The organism is Sphingobacterium sp. UME9 (assembly GCF_014170215.1).
GTDB classification, from domain to species: Bacteria; Bacteroidota; Bacteroidia; order Sphingobacteriales; family Sphingobacteriaceae; genus Sphingobacterium; species Sphingobacterium paramultivorum.
The window spans coordinates 70458-91708 of the sequence record NZ_LZZP01000013.1 but is presented as its reverse complement, the minus strand read 5'-3'; the positions used below and the strand labels follow the sequence as shown (position 1 = coordinate 91708).

Genomic DNA, 21251 nt, shown 5'->3' with positions numbered 1-21251 from the left:
CTGGTTATTGTTATTAACGCTTACTTTCTAATATATCCCATAGAATATCGCTCTGATTGAATCCGAACTGAGCTTTGGTATAATCGATTACATGGACAACGCCATTATCAGGTTGAATATCTGATGAAGCGACCGGGCATGACCGCCATTCATTTGGCCTACTGATATCTGGAATATAGGAGATATACAATTGTCGGTACCCCATATATTTCAACCGGGTGATATTGTTTTTATCAGAATCATTTATTGCATCGTTATAGACAACTCCTATATTGGAAACTGTATTTGCAAATGAGGTGTAATTTTGTCCTTTATAGACATTTAGTAAATCAAAATCGATCTGTGGATAGTCCATTAATTTTCGTTTTCCATTAAACATATAACGCAGTAAATACTTACGCCAAATCGCACTATCTACATCTGCCAATGTTTTGATGGTATCTCGCCCTAAATTGTAAAGCAACCAATTAACACTTGACTGATCGATAATGGAATTTGATTTCGCTCGACCAATCAACCTCTTTATATTTTCATCCCTCGGAGCAAAAAAAGTAAATTCCTTGGTCTTAAAATCTTCTTCCAAACCTGCCAACCTAATTATTTTGGCAATCGAATCAAATTCCCTTGGTTTTGAATCCAGGTAATCTATAATGGAGCCATCAAATTTTGCCTGCGCCAATCCGCCATCTTTATAATATGCATCCTTTTTGCATGATCCCAGGCCAAACAGTAACATCGTAATGAAGGCATATCCTATAATCTTAGCTTGTCTCATAATAATCTGATTTAATTTCCTCCTGTCCAATAATCGTTCAACACGATTTTTGAATTAAAATTTTTAGCTGAAGCATCCAAAGGCCAAGTCCACGCACGACGGTTATACTGATCAATTGTCATGGGATTCATGGTCCATTGTGGATTTAGTATTCTTCGGGTCCGGATCAGATCAAAGTATCTTGCCCCTTCGCCAATCAATTCACGACAACGCTCTTCGAAAATAAAATTCTTAAGATCTGTACCACCACCAGCATAGCGAGGGGCTTCAGCCCGATCCCGAACAATATTAAGTACTGTGATTGCCTCAGCCTCACGTGCAGCACCTAAATTAGCTAGCGCCTCCGCTTCTAATAACAGCGCATCCGCATAACGAAATATCATAAATGTATTATCCGGATTAGAGTCTTCATTTCCCGACGCAAAGACATTGGCTGCAAATTTCTTCAAAACAAATAATCCATCATTCGCATACATATCCTCATACCAAAGCTCTTTTCGCTTATCTGCAGGACCATTTAGCGGATAAATCCTGTACATGAAAATGGAGGAATAATAAGCAATGCTGAATTGCTGGTTATAACGAGGAAACTTATATGGCCAACGTAAAAAATGATCCCACAAAGGCGCATATGCATTGTTCTGATCATCGTAATTGATCGTTCGGTAGAATTCGAACAGCGATTCCTCCGTACGTCCTTTTGAGACTTTAGCCCACTCCTCGGGGGTTAGTTTGTACAGACGGTGAACGCCACTAGCACGCAACTCCTTACCTAAGCTAGCCACACTTTCATAATACTTCGTTGCATTTGGCGAATCAAAATTCGCATTCCACATCTTCATGTGCATCAACAAAGCGATAATGCTTCCCCGGCTTGCTCGGGCCCCACGCTGTGATGACTCCCCAAAAGTCCATGGCATAATATCTTTAACAGATTCTAAGTCGGCAATGCTTTTGCTAATTACAGAAACCATATCCTCACGTGGAAGTTGCTTTGCGAAGTATGCATCGGTATAATAAACCACGTCGCCATATAGACGAACCATCCAGAAGTAACTTAGACAACGCATAAAAGTGGCTTCAGATTTATAACGATCTTTATCCGAAGCAGATAAGCCTGGAATCCCCTCTTCCAATTTGGAGATTAAAATATTACAGCTCTGAATTACCTTATAATAAGTATCCCAGATAGAAACCTTATACATGGCATAACCTTGGGAACGACCGCCACTCATTGTATTGTTATACACAGCATTCATGTCATTCGTCCCTAGGTCGCGAAGTATCATTCGATCAGTTCCAGCTGTAGGGGCGGGAAAAATTTCTCCCGACCTCGCCTCACCAATGGCACCGATTACCCATGACTCGTTCAGTTTTTCAAAAAATTGACTGTAGATACGTGCTATATTTGCTTCTACATCTTCCTTTGACTGATAGAAATTGTTACCCGTAAGCCTATCGATCGGCTCCACCGTCAGAAATTTCTTACAGCCCATCATTACGGTTGTACATAGACATATGACAAACGCTATTCTTCCTATATTTCTTTTTATTTTCATAATACAGCTCGATTAGAAATCAATATTAACACCAACATTATATTGCCTAGGAACAGGGTATCCACCAGAAGCATCCCTACCCATCGTGCTTACATTTTCGGGATTAGGTCCACTATACTTGGAGAATGTGTTTATATTTTCAGCCGAAACATATACCCGTAGACGCTCAAGCCCATATCTTCTGATAGCATTTTTTGTAAACATGTAAGACAGTGTCACACTATTTAACTTAAAGTAGGACCCATCTTCAGCCCAGAGATCTTGATCCATCCGAAACGGATTAACACTTGAGTATCTTCTGAAATCGTAAGCATAAGGATACTTTGCATTATCGCCGGGTTTCATCCACATATTAACATCATCTAACGGAACCACCGCTCTATCACCATAGGGATCGCTCATCAATTGCAGTCGCTCGGCAAGTGCATTATTCAAGATGGTGCGTTTTGCCGTATAGGACGCATATAAGTTCAAACCAAATGATCCGAGAGTTTCATGATTGTAATTAAAATTCAATTGCATACCGCCGGTAATCAATGGTTGAGAATTCCCGGTACGGGCATAGTCATTTTCATCTAAAACATAGTTGCCATCTAAATCTGCAAAAATGGGATCACCCGCCTGAAATTCTGTACCATTTGCCATCCGATAACGTCGTCCAGTCGCCGGATCAACCGGTACATCCGCATCTGTGCTGTATACACCTCTATTTAATAACATGTAGTTGGACATCGTTGAGGTTCCCACTCTAAAAACAACGTGTTGCTTATATTTATCAATATTTTCCCAACGGACAAATTGCCCACCATAATGCTCAGGTAGTTTTAACAAAACATCCCGGTTATAGGCTCCGTTTACCCCTATGGACATGGTAAAACGACCTTCGGTCAAAGGCCTTAACATAACAGATAACTCATGTCCATAATTGGCAATGGCAGCTGAGTTGCTATTTACCTTTTCAAAGCCGAGCGACGAAGAAAGTAGTTCTTCAAATAGAATATTGTTTACTTTCTTATAATACGTGTCATAAGTCAATTCAAATCTATTTTGAAAGAAAGCGAGGTCCAAACCTAAGTTATACTGGCTTGTTGTTGTCGGTTTTAGATCAGGATTTGGAATTTGTTCATAATTGATTCCGATGCCTATCTTATCATTATAGCTTCCTGCAATATCGTATTTTCCGTAAACGCGCTCCAAGGTACTATTCGGCATAACATTCACCCCCCAACTGGTTCGAATGGAGAGCAAATTAATCCAGTCCACATCTCTCAAGAAATTCTCATGATAGACATTCCATCGAAGACCAACAGCAGGATTTTTGGTATACAGGTTTCCAAATCCATTCTGTGACGACCCATCCATTCTGTAAGAGAGGTCTACCACATACTTCTTCATGTAATCGTAAGTTCCAGCGATTGCAAAAGATAATCCTCTTTCTTTTCCGAATCCACGGCGCAATAATCCTCCTCCTTTGGAAAAATAGCCATCAAATCCAAGAGGTCCTTCAAATTGATCATTTGGTGTACGGGCTTGTAAAGTTGCATTTGCTTGTTTTTCCAAGGTCCGAATCTCATTGAATAGATTGAAAAATACGGTATGCTTTTCATTAAACGTGTGACTATAATTGATAGAGTTCCTATTATACAATGAATTGTATCGACCATAATAAGCATAAACTTGTGCAAATTGACCATTTGCTGCCGCTGGTGTAAACGTGTTTTCATTATCGGAAGTAGACTCATAACTCATTGTTGTTGTTGCCCGCAAACCTGGAATAATTTCATAGGATGCTTCAATGAAAGGCTTGATCGATTTAGACGAATTATCATTTCGGGTCTTCAATGCTGAATTATATCCTGAGGATGCCAGATAAAAAGACGGACCAGGCAACAACGTTGATGCCATCCCGTTTGTTGCCACACCAGATTGTAAAATACCTAACCCGTTCCCCTTACTTTTTGAGCCAAGTGAAGCACTTATCTGCGCTGTAAATTTAAATTTCTCGTTGGGATAATATTCAAATCGCATATTGGTCATATAGCGATCAAAACCCGTATTTTTGATGATACCATTTTCATTATAATAATTCAGGTTCGCCTTATAGTTTAACTTCTGGTTCCCCCCATCAATTGCGACATTATGCGTTTGGTTGTAGGTTGTCGCATAAAATAAGTCCTGCCAATTGGTTGAATTATTGTAATAAGCGTTCAAACTATCCGATAACATGGGGGTTTGTGAAATTCGGTCCAGGTCATCCTGCGACAGCGCATTTCCGTAGATCTGCAATAGCTTTAAACGGCGTTCTAGATTTCCACCCAAAGTTGGACGTAACTGGGGTGGCGTTTTCAGGAAGAAATTGCCCGTATACCTGACTCTGGGAACCTCAGAATTACCACGTTTCGTATTGATAATGATCACACCGTAGGCAGCCAACGATCCATATAGCGATGTAGCCTGCGCATCTTTAAGCACCTCTATACTTTCTATATCCTCAGGGGGAATTAATGACAATGGACTGATTCCTGGCCCCTGCTGGCTTAATCCAAGTTCATTGGCTCTATCCGCATCCATTGGCACGCCATCGATAACATACAACGGTGAGGTGGGGGTCAGAAATGACTGATCACCGCTACCTGTCACACTGATTGTCGAAAGTCCACGGATCTGTGTGGATCCTCTAAATCCCGGTGCTCCAGTATTTACCTGTATATTTAACCCTGCGACCTTGCCTTGAAGTAAATTTTCCACATTCGCCGATGGAATATCTTGAATTTCTTTTCCACTGATCTTAGTCGAGGACCCTGTAGTTGTCTCTCTTGGACGCTTCACATACCCCCTAACAACAACTTCATCCATTTGATTATCGATCTCCTTCAATTGAACGACTACATTTCTGTCGGCCTTCACAGTCATCGTGGTTCCATCATAACCAATTAATCTAAAGGCAACGGAAGTTCCGGTTGCCGTTGTTAAGCTAAATGCCCCCGAGGAATTTGTCGAGGTCGCTTCCTTTCCAGATTTGCCAAAACGTACTGTAACACCCGCCAGCGGCCTCCCTTTATTATCTGTTACCTTACCAGACATAATGACTGTCTGTGCAAAAACCTTTGTAGAAAGAAACACACACAATATCAACAGCATGCAGCTGTTATAAAATATCTTAAATTGCATAACTTTTTCAATTATTCATTATCAAATCGTGGATTCTCCCTTTGAAAATGGAAAACAATCTCCCAATCTCCTTTGGTAAAAATTTTAAAGTTCAACCCAAAATTGGCCGTAATTAAACCGCCGCCAAATCCCTTTCTGGAATAGGAAAAATCGACCTTTGCACTGTTCCCATTGCTATACTTTGTTGGGAAACTTGTTAAGGGAATTGGATAAGCTACATCATATTGCACATAAGTAGACGTTTTTTTCATGTTAAAACCATGCACCAGTTCATTCCACTTTGTTTCATTAAAACTATCCGGATTTATCGGTTCTCCATTTTTATTCAAAAAGACAAAGCGCAAATTATGTCCATTCCCTCCAGTAAATCTGCGGATATAGACAACCAGATCTTTAAACTGATCATCCGTGCGTAATAACTGATTGGAAGATTCCCCATACACCCCATTCATATAGGAAGGCCAGATATAGCTTTTCTTGTTTGGATTTTTAGGGTCATTTGGATCAGGAGCAGTTTCGCCATTATATGGATTTTTATCCGAATAAGGTTCATAGTCCTGAACACGCCATGGCAGGATCATAAAATCCTTGATCACTGTAGACCCACCCGAATTGGAGACCTTTAGATCAAAATATCGTATATTCTGCACCAGATCTATACTGTCTTTTGAGCGCGGCTCGATCAACTCGTTTGTCGAAGAATTCCACAAAATAAAGCTACCTGTAGAATCTACCTCAAAAAGAGGTCGATACACCAACTGGCGCTTGGCCTCAATTTCTTCCAAATTCTTTTCAGTACCATCGTAACGGTATATCCACCGATAGACAGGTTTTACTTCGAAAAGGTCCTTGTAAGGACGCCCATCACCATAACGGGGATTAACAATTTCAAATCGTAGCGGTGTGGTCGAATGATCGGTATTAATATTCCCCATCAGCGAGGTTCTTCCCAAGATGGGATAAAAAGATTTTCCGTCGTAAGTCAAGTTGACACTTAAAAATTCCTTTTCATCAGGTAAATTGTAAAGCTTTTTACATCCATTTAAGCCGACGCACATCAAGATGAGCAGTCCCAAGTTGCATGCCTTATTTATTGTGTTAAATTTTCTAGCAATTTTCATGTCCATACATTCTTAAATTGGTTATTGATTACGATTCATTGTCCAATCTGCCAACTGAAAATCGTTACCACCGTACATGCGTGCAATATTCAAACGATAAGCTTTGTACGTCTTCGTATTTGTAAAAAAGAATACGCGCAATTGAAACCTCTCGTCAAACTCCTCCCCTTGTCGAGAGTCCAATAAGATCCATTTCCCACTTTCTCCATCAAGTCCCTGTAAAGTCCAGTCTGTTGGATCTCGGTCTTGAATATCATTAGCTGAGCGGAGTGTGTAACTGTTGGCAAGTACTTCGACAGGAAAATCCCACTGCAGATAGAACTGCCCAGGACTTGATAAAAAGAACTTTGTTTCTGGATTACCATCGAATACATATTTTGATGCTTCTACTGCATTCGGCCCACCTGAAGTTTCCTTCGATGCAGAGCCCTGTCCTTTGAATTTTATGAAAAGATTTTCTGGCGGTGGGATGTAAATGATCTGACTAACAAATTTGTTAAATCCAAATACATGGTCTGGGTTCAACACATGAACAACGGCATTATCTGTTTGGATATTTAACGAACTGGTTTCAGTCGTTACCCAGTTACGATTGAAAACAGATCTTCTTGTATCGGACAGGTCAACAATCGTAGGGCCGCCATTCATATAGCCAGATGAAGATTGTTTGTTCAGCCCAATATGCATTGGATAGCCATAGCGAATTCCCAATACATCCTTTCCATCCTGACTATTAAGGGAATCACTCGCAATTTTTCCTTGGATAATATATTGGCATAACAAAGAATCCAGTATTTCATACTTGACCGAGTTCAGGTATTGTGCAGGCTTGTCAGACACACTCAATGTATTATTCAGGTTTTGAATAGCCAATTGAAAATTGGCATTGGTTAGCGCAAACAGTGTTACTGTACTATCTTCCAGTTTCTTTTGGAGACCGATTCTATCGATGACCTTAACCAAAGAGTCATACACACCAGGTTTACTTTTAAGGTAGCTATATAAGTTGCCTTTAAACACCGGCTCCTGGGATATGGGCGAATAATAGCCTTTATCCTTGGCACAAGCATACAGCAGGGCTGTCATTAAGAGTGCATATACACCACGTACAAATAGGTTATTTCTCATAATTAACTCCTTTACTTCCAATAAGCATTTTGTTCGATCAACTTATTTTGTGTTAGAATCTCTCGAGCAATTGGCCAATAGATTCCATCATTGGCTATCAATTGTGCCAACTGAGGATTGTCATGTTTGATCTTCTCCCGCCGAATCATATCATACCAGCGGTGCCCTTCACCCATCAATTCTCTTTTTCGTTCTAAAAAAATGGCATCTACCAGATCTCCATTTGTCGTTTCACTATAAACTTTAAGCCCCCTTCGTTCCCTAATCTCATTTAGAAGTTCAATGGCAGTAGATTTTTCACCCAACACGGCTAAAGATTCCGCCCGCAAAAGCGTGATATCTTCCAAACGTGTGAGTACAGTCGCACTGGTAAAAATGCGAAAAGTAGGATCGGAAGAACCTCCCATGATACACTTGATTTTACTAAAGATTGGATACTTACCATTGAAGTTTCTGAAATACACTTCAGTAGTGGGGCTACCTAGTGTATCAATACTAAAGCGCTGATCCTTCTTCTCATTAAAAGTTTTTAAAATCGTTTCTTTCGGCATATAAATATCTGGCACCGACTTGTTGACAACAGGAGCAGCCAGTGTCAATTCTTCAATATGCCCTGTAAACGATGCCTCCACATGGGCCCATATGTAAGGAAATGAGAACATCTGCTCGGACCGTTTCTCAAAGAAAAAACCATTGCCCTCCGTTAAGAACGAAGTAGACAAATAATAGGCACCTCCTTTACTATAATTATCCATCACAAATTGTGAATAAGAAGCCGCATCAGCATAATTAGCTTGCCATGCCGCTAAATGTGCGAGAATAGCATAGACAGAAAGCTTCCTAACCAAAGCACCATTCCATCTTGAAGAGGCCTCATTGTAATAGTTGCCAATCTGTTGTTCATCACCGGTACTATAGGAATAAGGCAATAATTGCGCTGCATCATACATTTCTTTTTCAATCCAAGCATACAGTTTTAACCGATCTTCCTTGGGCTTATTCTCAAAATGTCCGTCATGGGAATTTAGTATTAGGGGTACATCACCCCAAATACGGACCATATTAAAATAAGCGTAAGCACGTAGAAATCGAGCCTGAGCAACATCTACTACCAAATTATTTTCGGTGTAGCGCATGTCTTTTTCTCTTACTCCCGATGCACGCTCCATAAAAATATTAGCGGCATTAACTACCGCAAACCACCGTCTCCAATTCGATAATGCATTCAGCGATTCATAATTCGCTTTGAGGTCATTCTTAATAATTGCTTTGAGATCCTGCCGATTAGGGCTTTCGAAATCTCCCGCCCGAACTTCTCCATATAACCAATACGCATTATTATCGTCCAAAGCCGCTTTGGTTAAACCATAAATTCCCATCAAACCTGCGCGCGTGTCCTCCAAAGTATTCCACATGTTCTCTTCCTTGACCGTACGAGAGGAATCTATATCCAGCATTTTCTTACAGCCTCCCAGAAGCAATAAGAAAAGCAACAAAACACTCAATATGAGGTGATATCTTTTCATTTCTTTACGTTTAAAAGTCAACTTTTATTCCTAGCGTATAAATTCGTGGTATCCTCATCTTTGACCCAATATCATAACCTGTGTAATCTACAATCTCAGGGTCCACTCCACTATAAGATGTAATCGTAGCAACATTATTCGCAGATACGTAGGCATATGCATTTTTAATGGCCTGAGCTCGGCCCGCCACAAGAGAAGTTAAGTTATAGCCCAAAGTGACCGCCCTTATTTTAACAAATGAAGCATTCTCTAAGAAAAGATCTTGATCGGCCTGATAAGCTATAACAGTACTCCACGGGTTATACAGTGGATATTTACTGTAATCACCCCTTTTTTCCCAATACGTAATCTCTTTGATAGCATCTAGATTTTTCGCCCCTTCATTATTGATAAAATCAAACCGATTGGCCATTTCTTGGTTAATGAGTTGTCGACCAATATTATAGTACATATTGATCCCCAGGTCCCATTTTCCAAACACAAAATTGTTATACCAATTACCAAATACAGCAGGTAAACGATGGCCTTGCAATTTCCGATCCTCATCATTGATCGTATTGTCGCCATTTCGATCTTTCCAAATCGGATCACCCGCACGTAACTGGATCGCATTGTAGGTCATTCCCTGAGGAACCTCTGCATCTGTCCTGTAAATACCTTCATTAGCAAGTAGCCAATACTGGTCTAATGGCTTGCCGACCTCCAAAAGATTATTCCCTATCACGAGCCGATCTAGACCATTAGGCAATGCCTTTAATTTATTTTGATTATGGGATACATTCAGTGCCGTAGACCATTTAAAATTATCGGATTGAACCGGATCAAGCCCAACAGTCAATTCAGCACCTAAATTCTGCACATTCATTCCTGCTGCATAGCTCGATTTATAGCCATATTCGCTATAAGATGGAACGTTAATCAACTGGTTTTTTGTCTGTTTCACATAGACATCAAGGGAAACATGAAAATTTTTCTTTTGAATGGCATAATCCAGGCCCAGATTGCCTTGGTCTATGTAGGCCCAAGGAATATTGTATCCAACCCATCCCGACTCATAAGGTCTTACCAACCCTGCAATCGCATTATAACCAGCGATAAGCTGATTACCCGTAAAGCCCATTTGAGCGACATAATTGGGACCTTGTGCAAAATCATCAAACACATTGTTCAAGCCAATACGTCCAACACTGAAACGAGCAGTAAGGTCTTTCAGACTAGTATTGGTATTAAAATAACTATTCTTGATATTCCAATTTATAGACAATGAAGGCGTAAAAATCCAGCGAGCATCCGGTTGTGCATTAGAAGATCCATCAGAACGCAGTAAGAGAGACGTCTCAACCTTATCGCCATAGTTATAGGTCGCTTTTCCATAAAATGAAACCAGGTTATGACGAATGCGATCTAAAAATTTAAATATAAGCGCCTTAGGATATGCAGTAGCTTCGAGATAATTTGATTTAAGCGCATCATCTTCCAACAGATTCACCTTAATGAAATCATTCACTCCCTTATAAGCATAAGCATAGTTGTAGCGATAGGTATCCCATTGCAAACTATTGCCGACCAATAGATTTATCTTATTCTTTTCATTAATATTCCAATCATAAAAAGCCTTATTGTCAAATACTGCCCGCTGATTATAGCCATAGTAGTTTGACGCAAAACTATTGGATTCCATCAGCTTACTATGATAGAATTGGTCCCTATAGCCCTCATTATAATCGAGCATTCCTGTCGAAAGAAAATGAAAGTTTCCAAAATCAAACTGCAGCTTTCCGTACCCCTGCACAACGTTCGTCTTGTTGTTATCAAAGCCCTTTTTATAATAACTTAAATACTCATTATAGACCTCCTTATTGGGTGACAAGGGTGCCGACAGATCCGGAAAATAGGCTAACTGGGCAAACCTATCCCGCAGGTTCAGATTACGATTACGATCGAGTCGAGCTATATTTGCTTGCATGGAGAACGTCAGCCAAGTCATCGGCCGCATATTCAGCCCAAACAAAGCATAATATTTATTCAATTTTACCTGATCAGCCACGCCTTTATCCTGTGTTGAGCCCGCTGCAAATTGAAAATTTGCACGTGGCCCACCACCTGATAAATTTGCATTCAAATTGTAAACTAAACCACTATTGTAATAAGAGTCCGTCCAATCGGATTTTCCAAAATAATTCATGTTGAGCGAGTCACTTAAATACACAGGGTATGAATCGCCGTCATTATATTTGCCATTGGAGGTATACAGATCATAAAACTGCTTTCTGAATTTATTTTCGTATTCGCCATTAATTGTTGTGACATGTGGCCGCTCGGCCAAACCCGTATACATATTGACCGCTATCCGGTTGCTTTTATCCGCTTTATACTCTTTCGTACGAACAACTATAGCTCCGTTTGCAGCGTTAGGACCATACATCGCAATCGCGGCAATATCTTTTAATACTTCAATGGACTTAACCATATCTATATTAATATTCGCTAATAAATTGGTAGCCGGGCCAATACGCTCTAGGTTATAGGTTTGAACGGCATAAGCAAAGGGGTGTTCTCCAACCAAAGGGACTCCGTCCACAACAACTAATGGCTGATTCTGAAATACATCAATATCAGAGAACAATGGCCTCGAAATACCACGAAAATACATTGGCTGCTTGGTACCCGATTCCCCGGAGGGTTCAGTTACATAAAGCCCGGTATTACTTCCTTTTAGGTATTGTGCTAAGGAAGAGTAAGGTAATAACGCCTGTTTTTTTATTTCTATTGGATTTACTTGGCTAGTCTTAATCTGAAATATTGAATCCAATTTTGAAGTTCCAATCTGAAGCTTAAGACTATCGGATGGTGATAACACCTTATCTTGACCAAAAGCAAAAGAATAACAGGCACAGGACCACCCTAAAAGAATAAGCCTATCCAAATACCTTTTTTTTATCATGTGCATATGAATGATATATAATTAGGTTATTTTTACTTTTCTACTATAACTGGTTAAAATCACCTCAAAAAAGAGATGAAAATTTATTGATTTTTCGGGATAGGAAAATTGGTCGATTCCCATCCAAAATTGATATTATGCAGTATCAAATAGGATTAACATCATAATTTAAGGTTTTAAGTTTAAAATATAAAAACGTTTTAGCATAACACAACATAATGAAATGTCAAAACGAGTCGGTTTGCTTAATTGGTCAGCACTTATCTCTCTTGGTTATATTGAAGATATATAGAAAAATGAGAAAAAAAAATTATCAGTGAAATTTTCTTTATTTGCTAAACTGGTTTAGTCATTAACATTAAGCAATTTATAGCTTAAAAACTGGTTTTTTACGTAGAAAAAATATGATTTTGCTAAAATGGAATTTTAAATTAATTTTTTTTCCAATTGTAACTTCATGGCACAAACGAATCTAAAAACGAATGGACAGCTTAGCAATTATATGAATACCAGCTTGCTAGCACTACTCATTCAGATTGTAGGAAAAAAATAAAAACCCCTCGTAAAAGAGGGGTTTTTATTATAGTAATCTATCGTTACTATTATTTGTTCGGTTTATTACTCATCTCAAAGATTAATTCACCGCCATTTATAATGCTGCTATAGGGTAGTAGCAAATCAGCCAATTTCCGCCCGTTTAAAGAAACGGATTTAACGTAAACATTCTTCTCAGACTGGTTACGGGCAACTATAGAAAGACTGCGTCCGTTTTCAAGATTAACCTTTGCCGATTTTACCAAAGGACTGCCAATCCAATAGTTATCTTCCCCAGGTGCCACCGGATAGAACCCTAATGCAGTAAATAAATACCAAGCAGACATTTGTCCACAGTCATCATTTCCCCCTAAGCCCGCATGACCATTATGATACTGATTCCGTATGATCTGTCTTACACGCGCCTGAGTTTTCCAGGGACTCTTGGTGATATTGTACAAGTATGCCACGTGATGTGAAGGCTCATTTCCGTGCACATAATTTCCGATAATGCCATCTCGGGTAATATCCTCCGTATGTTCAAAATATTTATCCGGTAATTCCATGGTAAACAGTGAATCCAAATAAGACTCAAAACGTTTTTTGCCTCCCATTAATGCCATCATTTCAGTAGGTTGATGCGGTACATACAGGCTGTAATTCCATGAATTACCTTCAATAAATCCTTGTCCATGTGTATCCAAAACATCAAATTTCTCCTGAAATTTACCCGCCGAATTCTTCGGGCGCATAAATCCAATAGTGGAATCATAGAGTGATTTCCAACTTTCAGCCCTTTTGGAAAAGGTCGTGTAAATATCCTCTTTTCCCAATTTTTTCGCTAATTGCGCTATACACCAATCGTCATACGCATATTCCAATGTATTAGAAACAGATGTTCCCGATACATCTGCAGGAACATATCCCTTATCTATGTAAGCCCCAATCCCCTCGTACTGACGTGTATTTGCTGTTTGTACACAAGCTGCTAATGCAGCTTCCGCATCACCTTTGTAAACACCTTTGAGGATAGCATCAACAATAACCGATACGGAATGATAGCCGCTCATGCACCAGTTATCATTTGCATAATGCGACCAGATCGGCAACATTTTCAATACACTTTGGTCATAATGAGCCATCATGGATGCCACAATATCTGCATTACGAGAGGGGCTTATTAGATTCAACAGCGGATGAAAGGCCCTAAAGGTATCCCATAAAGAAAATGAGGTATAATTCGTAAACCCTTCAGCGCGGTGCACCTCCTGGTCCAACCCTTTATACTCACCATTGCTGTCCATATACACCGTCGGCATTAAGCTTGCATGGTACATAGCTGTATAAAAATTGACAAGGTCTTCCTTGTTCAACATTTCAGCTTCTATCTTATGCAACTCCTTTTCCCAGGCGTTTTGCCCTTGCTTAACGTAGCCGTCAAAATTCCAGTCCGGAGCCTCAGCCTCCATATTGGCCAATGCATTCTTCATGCTTACTGGACTTAAAGCTACTTTCAGGAGGATGGCTTCTTGTGCTTTTGTATCAAAATCCAAGTGAAGCTTAATATTGTGCGCAGCAAGATCAGGGAAATTGTTCTGTTGATCAAACTTACGCCAGAAACCATTATAGACAGATTTTCCATCTTCATATTTGGCGCCGTAATTCTTAAAAGCTTTTGATGTCTTTATCGCAAAGTATACGGTGCGGGTTCTTGACCAACCGTTTGTCTGGCGGTAGCCTACCAGGGTTGAATCGTTCAAGACCTTGACAACAGTCCAAACATTCTTGCCGTCATAATTATAGATCCCAGCAGTTAAGTCTACAATAAGATGTGAAGCATTCGATTCTTTGAACGTATAACGGTGCAGTCCTACACGTGTTGTTGTCGTTAATTCAGCTTTAATCTGATGTTTATCCAGTAAAACACTGTAATAGTTGGCCTCAGCCCGTTCATTGGCATGCGAATATGGCGATCGATAACCATCTTGTGGTCGATCAGCTGTACCCGGGTTTAATTGGACTTTTCCTTGTGTCGGCATGATCTGTATATCACCAAGATCGGAGTGACCTGTACCGCTAAAATGCGTATGACTAAACCCAACAATCGTCGGATCATCATATTGATAACCAGCACAATATTTATAAACATCGCCGTTATACCGCCCATTAACAGCATACGATAATGTATCCGTATCAGGGCTTAATTGTACAGCACCGAATGGAACTGTCGCCCCCGGAAAAGTATGCCCCATTTTCGCCGTACCGATGAGAGGTTTGACATACTGAACTAATTTCGTTTCTTGTGCCTTTAATAGATATGGGACACTAATTAATCCCAAAAAGACTAAACTTCTGATATTCATCGCTTATGAATTATAGTTTGGGATTTTGGTCATAATCGGCCCACAGCTCATCAATAGTTTTACCCGTCTCCACTTTCCAAAAAGCATCACTATAGCTTTTGCTACGCATCGCCGCATCCAATTTTTTGACAAAATCCTTCTTTACATGTAGATTGATCCAGTACAAAAAGCGCGCTGTAATACGATAAGAATCTGTGTATTTTTGCTTTTCGTTATATTCTGGCAGCTTCCAATTTGCTCCCGCATTATCTATTCCATCATCAAATCGCACAAAATCGGCTATCCCCTCGGTAATCCACCAAGGGCCGGCCCCATCGGGGTATGCTTGGACAATATGCATTACCTCATGGGTAACCACATCAATATCGCCCGGATTTTTGGCAAACCAAGCTGGACTGTAACGGACAATCCCGCCCGCTGTTGCTGCCACACCTTTATAGTCCGGATCAATAACGAAAGACACCTTTTTTATGGTCTTTTTATTATATTTCTTGGCTAGTTTAGGATAGTTTGTAAAATATGCCGCCACCAACCTTTCTTTTAAAGATGCACTAAAATCTTTGTCTTTATTAATCCAAATTAGGGTATAACCGCCTTTACTGATACTATCAACATCCACAGCCACTTTGCGGTCGTTTTCTGTATGTTTCCAGTTGTCCTGCGCGAAAAGTGAACAGGAGTATGCCAAGCCAAATACGGTAACAACTACTTTTAAGTTTTTAAAGTTTATCATAACCCAATGATTATTTCTTTTTGTTCGACTTCAACTTGATATTTGTTTGCAAATCCGTTGTCATTGAATAAGGCGCTGAATTTTTGGACGATCCCCTCGTATAATTGGGTTTTGCCGCCATGTCAAAATTAAGTGTGCCACCTTCATGCAATGCTTTGTGACTTAACCAGTTTTTACCATAATCCTTACCATTCATTTGCAATGTGTTTACATATACATTTTCAGCTGAGTTCTTTGGTGCATCAATAGTCAATGTCTTACCATTTTCAAATGTTAAGGTCGCTTTTTTAAATAATGGAGCTCCGAGCACATATTCATCCGTCGCCGGACAAACCGGATAGAATCCAAGCGCTGAAAAAACATACCATGCAGAGGTTTGACCATTATCTTCATCACCACAATAGCCATCAGGTGTAGGTTTATACATTCGATCCATCACTTGACGCACCCAATATTGTGTTTTCCAAGGTTGGCCAGCGTAATTGTACAAATATGGCATATGCTGAATTGGCTGATTACCATGTGCATATTGCCCCATATTCGCAACTTGCATTTCACGTATTTCATGAATAATACCACCATAATAGCTATCGTCGAAATCTGGGGACTGAACAAACACCGAATCCAACATGCTCACAAAAGTCTTCTCTCCGCCCATTAAATCGATCAGCCCCTGAACATCGTGAAATACGCTCCATGAATAATGCCAGCTATTTCCTTCTGTGAATGCGTCACCCCATTTTAATGGATTAAAAGGAGCTTGGAATTTTCCATCTTTATTCTTTCCACGCATAAGATTGGTTGATGGATCAAATAAATTCTTGTAGTTCTGTGCACGCTTAGCATACAAATCAATTTCAGCCTTCGGACGGTTCAACGCTTTTGCCAATTGGTAAATAGTGAAATCGTCATAAGCATATTCCAATGTACGTGCTGCATTTTCATTGATTTTAACATCATATGGCACATAACCTAAACTATTATAATATTCCACCCCTTTTCTTCCAACAGCACTCATTGGTCCTTCGTTATTAGCACCGTGTTGTAAAGCTTCGTATAACTTATTGATATCATAACCGCGTAATCCTTTCATATAAGCATCCGAAACCACCGAAGCGGAGTTATTACCCACCATGATATCGGCATATCCAGGACTGCTCCATTCAGGAAGGAAGCCTCCTTCTAAATACGCATTAAGTAAACCTTCTTGCATCTCCTTATTAATGGAAGGATACATAAAGTTTAAGAATGGATACAACGCTCTAAAAGTATCCCAAAAACCTGTTCCTCCAAATAAATAGCCAGGAAGTGTTTTTCCATTATATGGACTGTAATGTACAGCCTTTCCTTGCGCATCAATTTCATATAACTTGTTCGGGAAAAATAAAGTCCGATACATGGTCGAGTAAAATGTACGCAGTTGATCAATATCATCACCCTCTACTTTGATCTTCCCTAAAGTGGAATTCCAGATCTGACGTCCGTCTTCTTTTACTTGATCGAAAGATTTGTTACCTAACTCATTTAAGTTTAATAAGGCTTGTTCGGCACTGATAAAGGAAGACGCCACTTTCACCTGTACTGGTTTCGTTTTGTCTTTTACCTTAAACCCTACGATTGCACCAGTGTGATCACCTTTGATCTGAAGTTGCCCATCCTTCTTCTCTTTGCCTTCCCAAGTAGCGACACTTGCAAAAGGCTGATCAAAAACCAAAACAAAATAGTTCTTGAAATTAGCTGGCAGCGGACCGCGTGCATATTTCGAAGAATAGCCAATTATCATATTTTTTTCTGGAATAATCTGCACTTCAGATCCCTTTTCATAAGCATCCAAAACAATATAAGCGTCGTCTGTTTTATTAAACGAGATCCTAAACATGGCTGCGCGTTCTGTTGGTGTCATCTCTGCAGTCACATCGTGATCTGCTAGATAAACCGAATAATAATACGGTTTTACAATCTCCGCTTTATGTGAAAACCAGCTCGCACGCTCATCTTGATCAAATACAGGCTTTCCGGTCACGGGCATAATAGAAAAAACACCGTAATCATTCATCCAGGGTGATGGCTGGTGAGTCTGTTTTAAACCACGAATCTTATCAGCGGTATATTGATACTGCCATCCGTCGCCATTTTTCCCTGTTTGTGGTGTCCACATATTCATGCCCCAAGGTCGCGCAATCGAGGGATAGGTGTTACCATTGGACAACTCAAATTTGGATTCGGTACCCATTAATGGATTAACAAGATCGACAGCTTCTAGCTGCTGCCCTCTAAATTTCTGAGCCAAAACCGGTTTTGCGTAAAACAAACCCAAAGACAATAACGACCCTAGAAAAACACTTAAAGATTTCTTCATTATTTAGGATATATAAAAATATTTCTACTAAAACGTATTAGTAAAGATATAAAAAAGAATATTAAATCAAAATAAAGTCCTAGAATTGGACAAACACGTCTTATGATTTTTACAATTCAATTTCTATATATCCATTTGTTGTCCCTTTTTATCGCTTGATCAATTTGGTCGAAATGACATATTCTTTTGGTATGGATATCCCCTGGTCTATTTCCTTTAACAAAACCTTCACACAAGTTTTAGCCAGAGGTTCCAATGGTTGCTGAATACAGGAAATTTTAGGAATCAAAATATCAAATAATTCATGGTCATCAAAAGAAAACATCGGAAAATTATAGCTATTCTCAGGCGCTGACCGCAATACCTTCAATCCGAGAATACAAAGATAATTTGTGGTAAAAAATAGACCATCTAAGCCTACCTGCTTAGCAGCCCAATTTTTCAACATACGTGAACCTTTCTGCTTCAGGTGCTGATAAGGTAATTGCAGTATGCGAGGTTCCATTCCATATGTGTCACAAAACGCCAAATAAGCACGCTTACGTGCCAGCATTTGTGGTTGATCCGAATCGATGGTTACCAGCCCAAAATTTCTACAACCAATAGATTTCAAATAGTCACATGCATTCTTCCCACTAACTTCATTGTCAATATGTACATAATGGGTTTCCACTGTTGGAGAATTTCTATCAAAAACTACCAACGGAACCTTATGTTCCAATATTTTGCGCTGATATTCTTCCAGATCTACTGTCGGAGCCAAAATAATACCCTCCACTTTCTTTTCCAACATCGAATCGATGATATCGCGTGCATTTTGCGGATCTCCAAGCGTACTACTGTAGAGGACATGATAATTTTTCTTTCGGAACAATTCCTCTACATACAATGCAAATGGACCAAAAAAAGAATCCCCAATATTCTCTACAATTAGACCAATAGTATTTGACCGCCCCGTTGCTAAACTCTTCGCGAGAGCATTGGGCTTATAGCCAACTTTTTCAACGTATGCAAGTACGCGGTTTTCCAATTCCTTGCTAATGCGGGCTCGCTCGGCTTTGTGATTAATGACTAACGAAACAGTTGATTTAGACACATTGAGTTCCTGTGCTATTTCTTTAATTGATTTGGCCATAAGAGCATTTTCATAAAATTAGGGTGAAATTAGAAAATAAATATGAACATATCGGAGATTACAATTGATAGCACACAATAAATTATTACACAATCGTATGCGCGGGAGTCAAAAAAGGATCAGATTGACAATGAAGACTGTTTAACTAACAATATTATACTTCTATGAATGAAGATCGATATGGCCTAAAAGATATTTTTGCCTAGATTTAAACTTCATTCTTTATGAATAGCAAATGTCTATTACAAATAGATGTATAAAAAAGGAATACAAACCATTATTGATAACCATCAGAATTTCTTAAAAGATTAAGATGACCATTATCTAAATTAATGGCCTATCCTAACCAACAAAGAGATTTGATTTGACGAATGAACTAGATGCAAATGAAAACACCTTTTATGTTATCTTTTCTGATGATGTTAACAGCTATGGCTGTAGCGCAAGAGAAAGACAAAAGACCCAATATCATACTTATTATGGCAGATGATCTTGGTTATGGAGACCTTGGGGTATATGGTCAGCAAAAAATTGAAACGAGGCATATTGATTCATTGGCTGCTAAAGGAATGAAATTTGATAACTTCTACGCTGGTACATCTGTATGCGCTCCGTCGCGGTCATCGTTAATGACAGGACAGCACACCGGCCATACCTACGTACGCGGTAACAAAGAAATTGAGCCCGAAGGACAACAACCCTTAGCCGACTCTGTACAAACTTTTGCTATGCTTCTACAACAGGCAGGATATACAACCGGTGCGTTTGGAAAATGGGGACTTGGAATGGTCCATACAACAGGTGCTCCTGATCAAAAAGGATTCGATGAATTCTATGGCTATAACTGCCAACGTCAATCCCATCGCTACTACCCAACTCACCTCTGGCATAATAACGAACGGATAGAACTCCATGGCAATGGTTTAATGGCCCAAGGGCAGTATGCACCGGCATTAATCCAAGAAAAGACCTTGAAATTTATTGATGAAAATAAAGAAAAACCTTTTTTCCTTTATGTACCTACAGTTCTTCCTCACGCCGAATTATCAGGTCCGAATGACAAATATTATCAATTATATGCAGACAGGTTTGATGAAAAACCACATAAAGGAAATGACTATGGCCCACAAGCGACTGTTCCCGGTTACGCTTCGGTAGAAAAACCGCATGCCATGTATGCGAGTATGGTAAGCCGTATGGATGCTTATGTTGGTCAAATTGTTGATCGCTTACGCGAAAACAAGCTATTGGATAATACAATTATCATTTTCACGAGCGACAACGGATCGCACAAGGAAGGCGGAGCCGATCCCAATTTTTTCAATAGCTCTGGCGGGTTACGCGGCAACAAACGCGACCTCTATGAAGGTGGTATCAAGACTCCTTTCATTGTTTATTGGCATGGTAAAGTTGCCGAAGGGAAAACCTCAAACTACCTGGGCGCTTTTTGGGATATTATGCCTACGATGGTCGAACTTGCCGGGACAAAAAAACCGCATTATACAGACGGAATTTCATTTTTGCCAACGCTGCTAGGTAAAAACAAGCAACAAAAACAGCACCAATACCTGTACTGGGAATTTCACGAAGATGGGGGACGTCAAGCCCTGCGCCAGGGAGATTGGAAACTTATCTTACAAAAAGTTACAAGTAGCCAACCTACAGCCGAACTCTATAATCTCAAACAAGATCCAAAAGAACAACACAATATTGCCCAAGGAAACCCAACGAAAGTAAAAGAATTACGTCAGCTGATTGAAAAAGCGCATGTCGAAAGTGGTATTTTCCCATTGACAAGTGTAAACACGCACAAAAAATAAAACTAAGGTTTGGAGAGTAGCTAACTGCGTGTTATTCCCCAAAAAACGATTAAAGTCACTAAAAATATAGCAATATAGTAAGA

12 protein-coding genes are annotated in these 21251 nt (G+C 39.6%); 1 reads left to right on the top strand and 11 read right to left on the bottom strand.

Annotation, left to right across the window (positions count from 1 at the left end):
- Window positions 1-13: 13 nt before the first annotated feature.
- From A9970_RS19405 to A9970_RS19355, 11 genes are all read right to left on the bottom strand, one after another.
- Window positions 14-775, bottom strand: coding sequence for a fasciclin domain-containing protein (locus tag A9970_RS19405; protein WP_120333021.1), 762 nt, complete (start codon window positions 773-775; stop codon window positions 14-16).
- Window positions 776-786: 11 nt separating this feature from the next.
- The gene (locus tag A9970_RS19400; RefSeq protein WP_182983405.1) at window positions 787-2334 is read right to left on the bottom strand and encodes a RagB/SusD family nutrient uptake outer membrane protein; all 1548 of its coding nucleotides are present in this window, start codon (window positions 2332-2334) and stop codon (window positions 787-789) included.
- A 12-nt stretch (window positions 2335-2346) separates the two neighbouring features.
- Window positions 2347-5505, bottom strand: a complete 3159-nt coding sequence (locus A9970_RS19395; RefSeq protein ID WP_259655442.1) for a SusC/RagA family TonB-linked outer membrane protein — start codon at window positions 5503-5505, stop codon at window positions 2347-2349.
- A gap of 11 nt (window positions 5506-5516) precedes the next feature.
- Window positions 5517-6626 carry a DUF5007 domain-containing protein gene (locus tag A9970_RS19390; RefSeq protein WP_259655441.1) on the bottom strand — a complete coding sequence of 370 codons (1110 nt, stop codon included), beginning with the start codon at window positions 6624-6626 and terminating at the stop codon, window positions 5517-5519.
- Between the two features lie 21 nt (window positions 6627-6647).
- Window positions 6648-7754, bottom strand: a complete 1107-nt coding sequence (locus A9970_RS19385; RefSeq protein ID WP_120333017.1) for a fasciclin domain-containing protein — start codon at window positions 7752-7754, stop codon at window positions 6648-6650.
- An 11-nt stretch (window positions 7755-7765) separates the two neighbouring features.
- The gene (locus A9970_RS19380; protein WP_182983403.1) at window positions 7766-9280 is read right to left on the bottom strand and encodes a RagB/SusD family nutrient uptake outer membrane protein; all 1515 of its coding nucleotides are present in this window, start codon (window positions 9278-9280) and stop codon (window positions 7766-7768) included.
- Window positions 9281-9290: 10 nt separating this feature from the next.
- On the bottom strand, window positions 9291-12224 hold the full coding sequence (locus A9970_RS19375; protein ID WP_182983402.1) for a SusC/RagA family TonB-linked outer membrane protein: 2934 nt from the start codon (window positions 12222-12224) through the stop codon (window positions 9291-9293).
- A gap of 602 nt (window positions 12225-12826) precedes the next feature.
- Window positions 12827-15121 carry a GH92 family glycosyl hydrolase gene (locus A9970_RS19370; RefSeq protein WP_182983401.1) on the bottom strand — a complete coding sequence of 765 codons (2295 nt, stop codon included), beginning with the start codon at window positions 15119-15121 and terminating at the stop codon, window positions 12827-12829.
- Window positions 15122-15131: 10 nt separating this feature from the next.
- Window positions 15132-15854 carry a basic secretory protein-like protein gene (locus tag A9970_RS19365; protein WP_182983400.1) on the bottom strand — a complete coding sequence of 241 codons (723 nt, stop codon included), beginning with the start codon at window positions 15852-15854 and terminating at the stop codon, window positions 15132-15134.
- 10 nt (window positions 15855-15864) lie between these two features.
- A complete protein-coding gene (locus A9970_RS19360) occupies window positions 15865-18213 on the bottom strand; it encodes a GH92 family glycosyl hydrolase (protein ID WP_182983399.1) in 2349 nt (782 codons plus the stop codon).
- 148 nt (window positions 18214-18361) lie between these two features.
- Window positions 18362-19348 (bottom strand): LacI family DNA-binding transcriptional regulator, encoded by a 987-nt coding sequence (locus tag A9970_RS19355; protein ID WP_088159969.1) that lies wholly within the window; start codon window positions 19346-19348, stop codon window positions 18362-18364.
- Window positions 19349-19734: 386 nt separating this feature from the next.
- On the opposite strand from A9970_RS19355, the gene A9970_RS19350 reads away from it, so the two are divergent.
- Window positions 19735-21168: an arylsulfatase gene (locus A9970_RS19350; RefSeq protein ID WP_220801662.1), complete on the top strand. Its 1434-nt coding sequence runs from the start codon at window positions 19735-19737 to the stop codon at window positions 21166-21168.
- Window positions 21169-21251 lie beyond the last annotated feature (83 nt).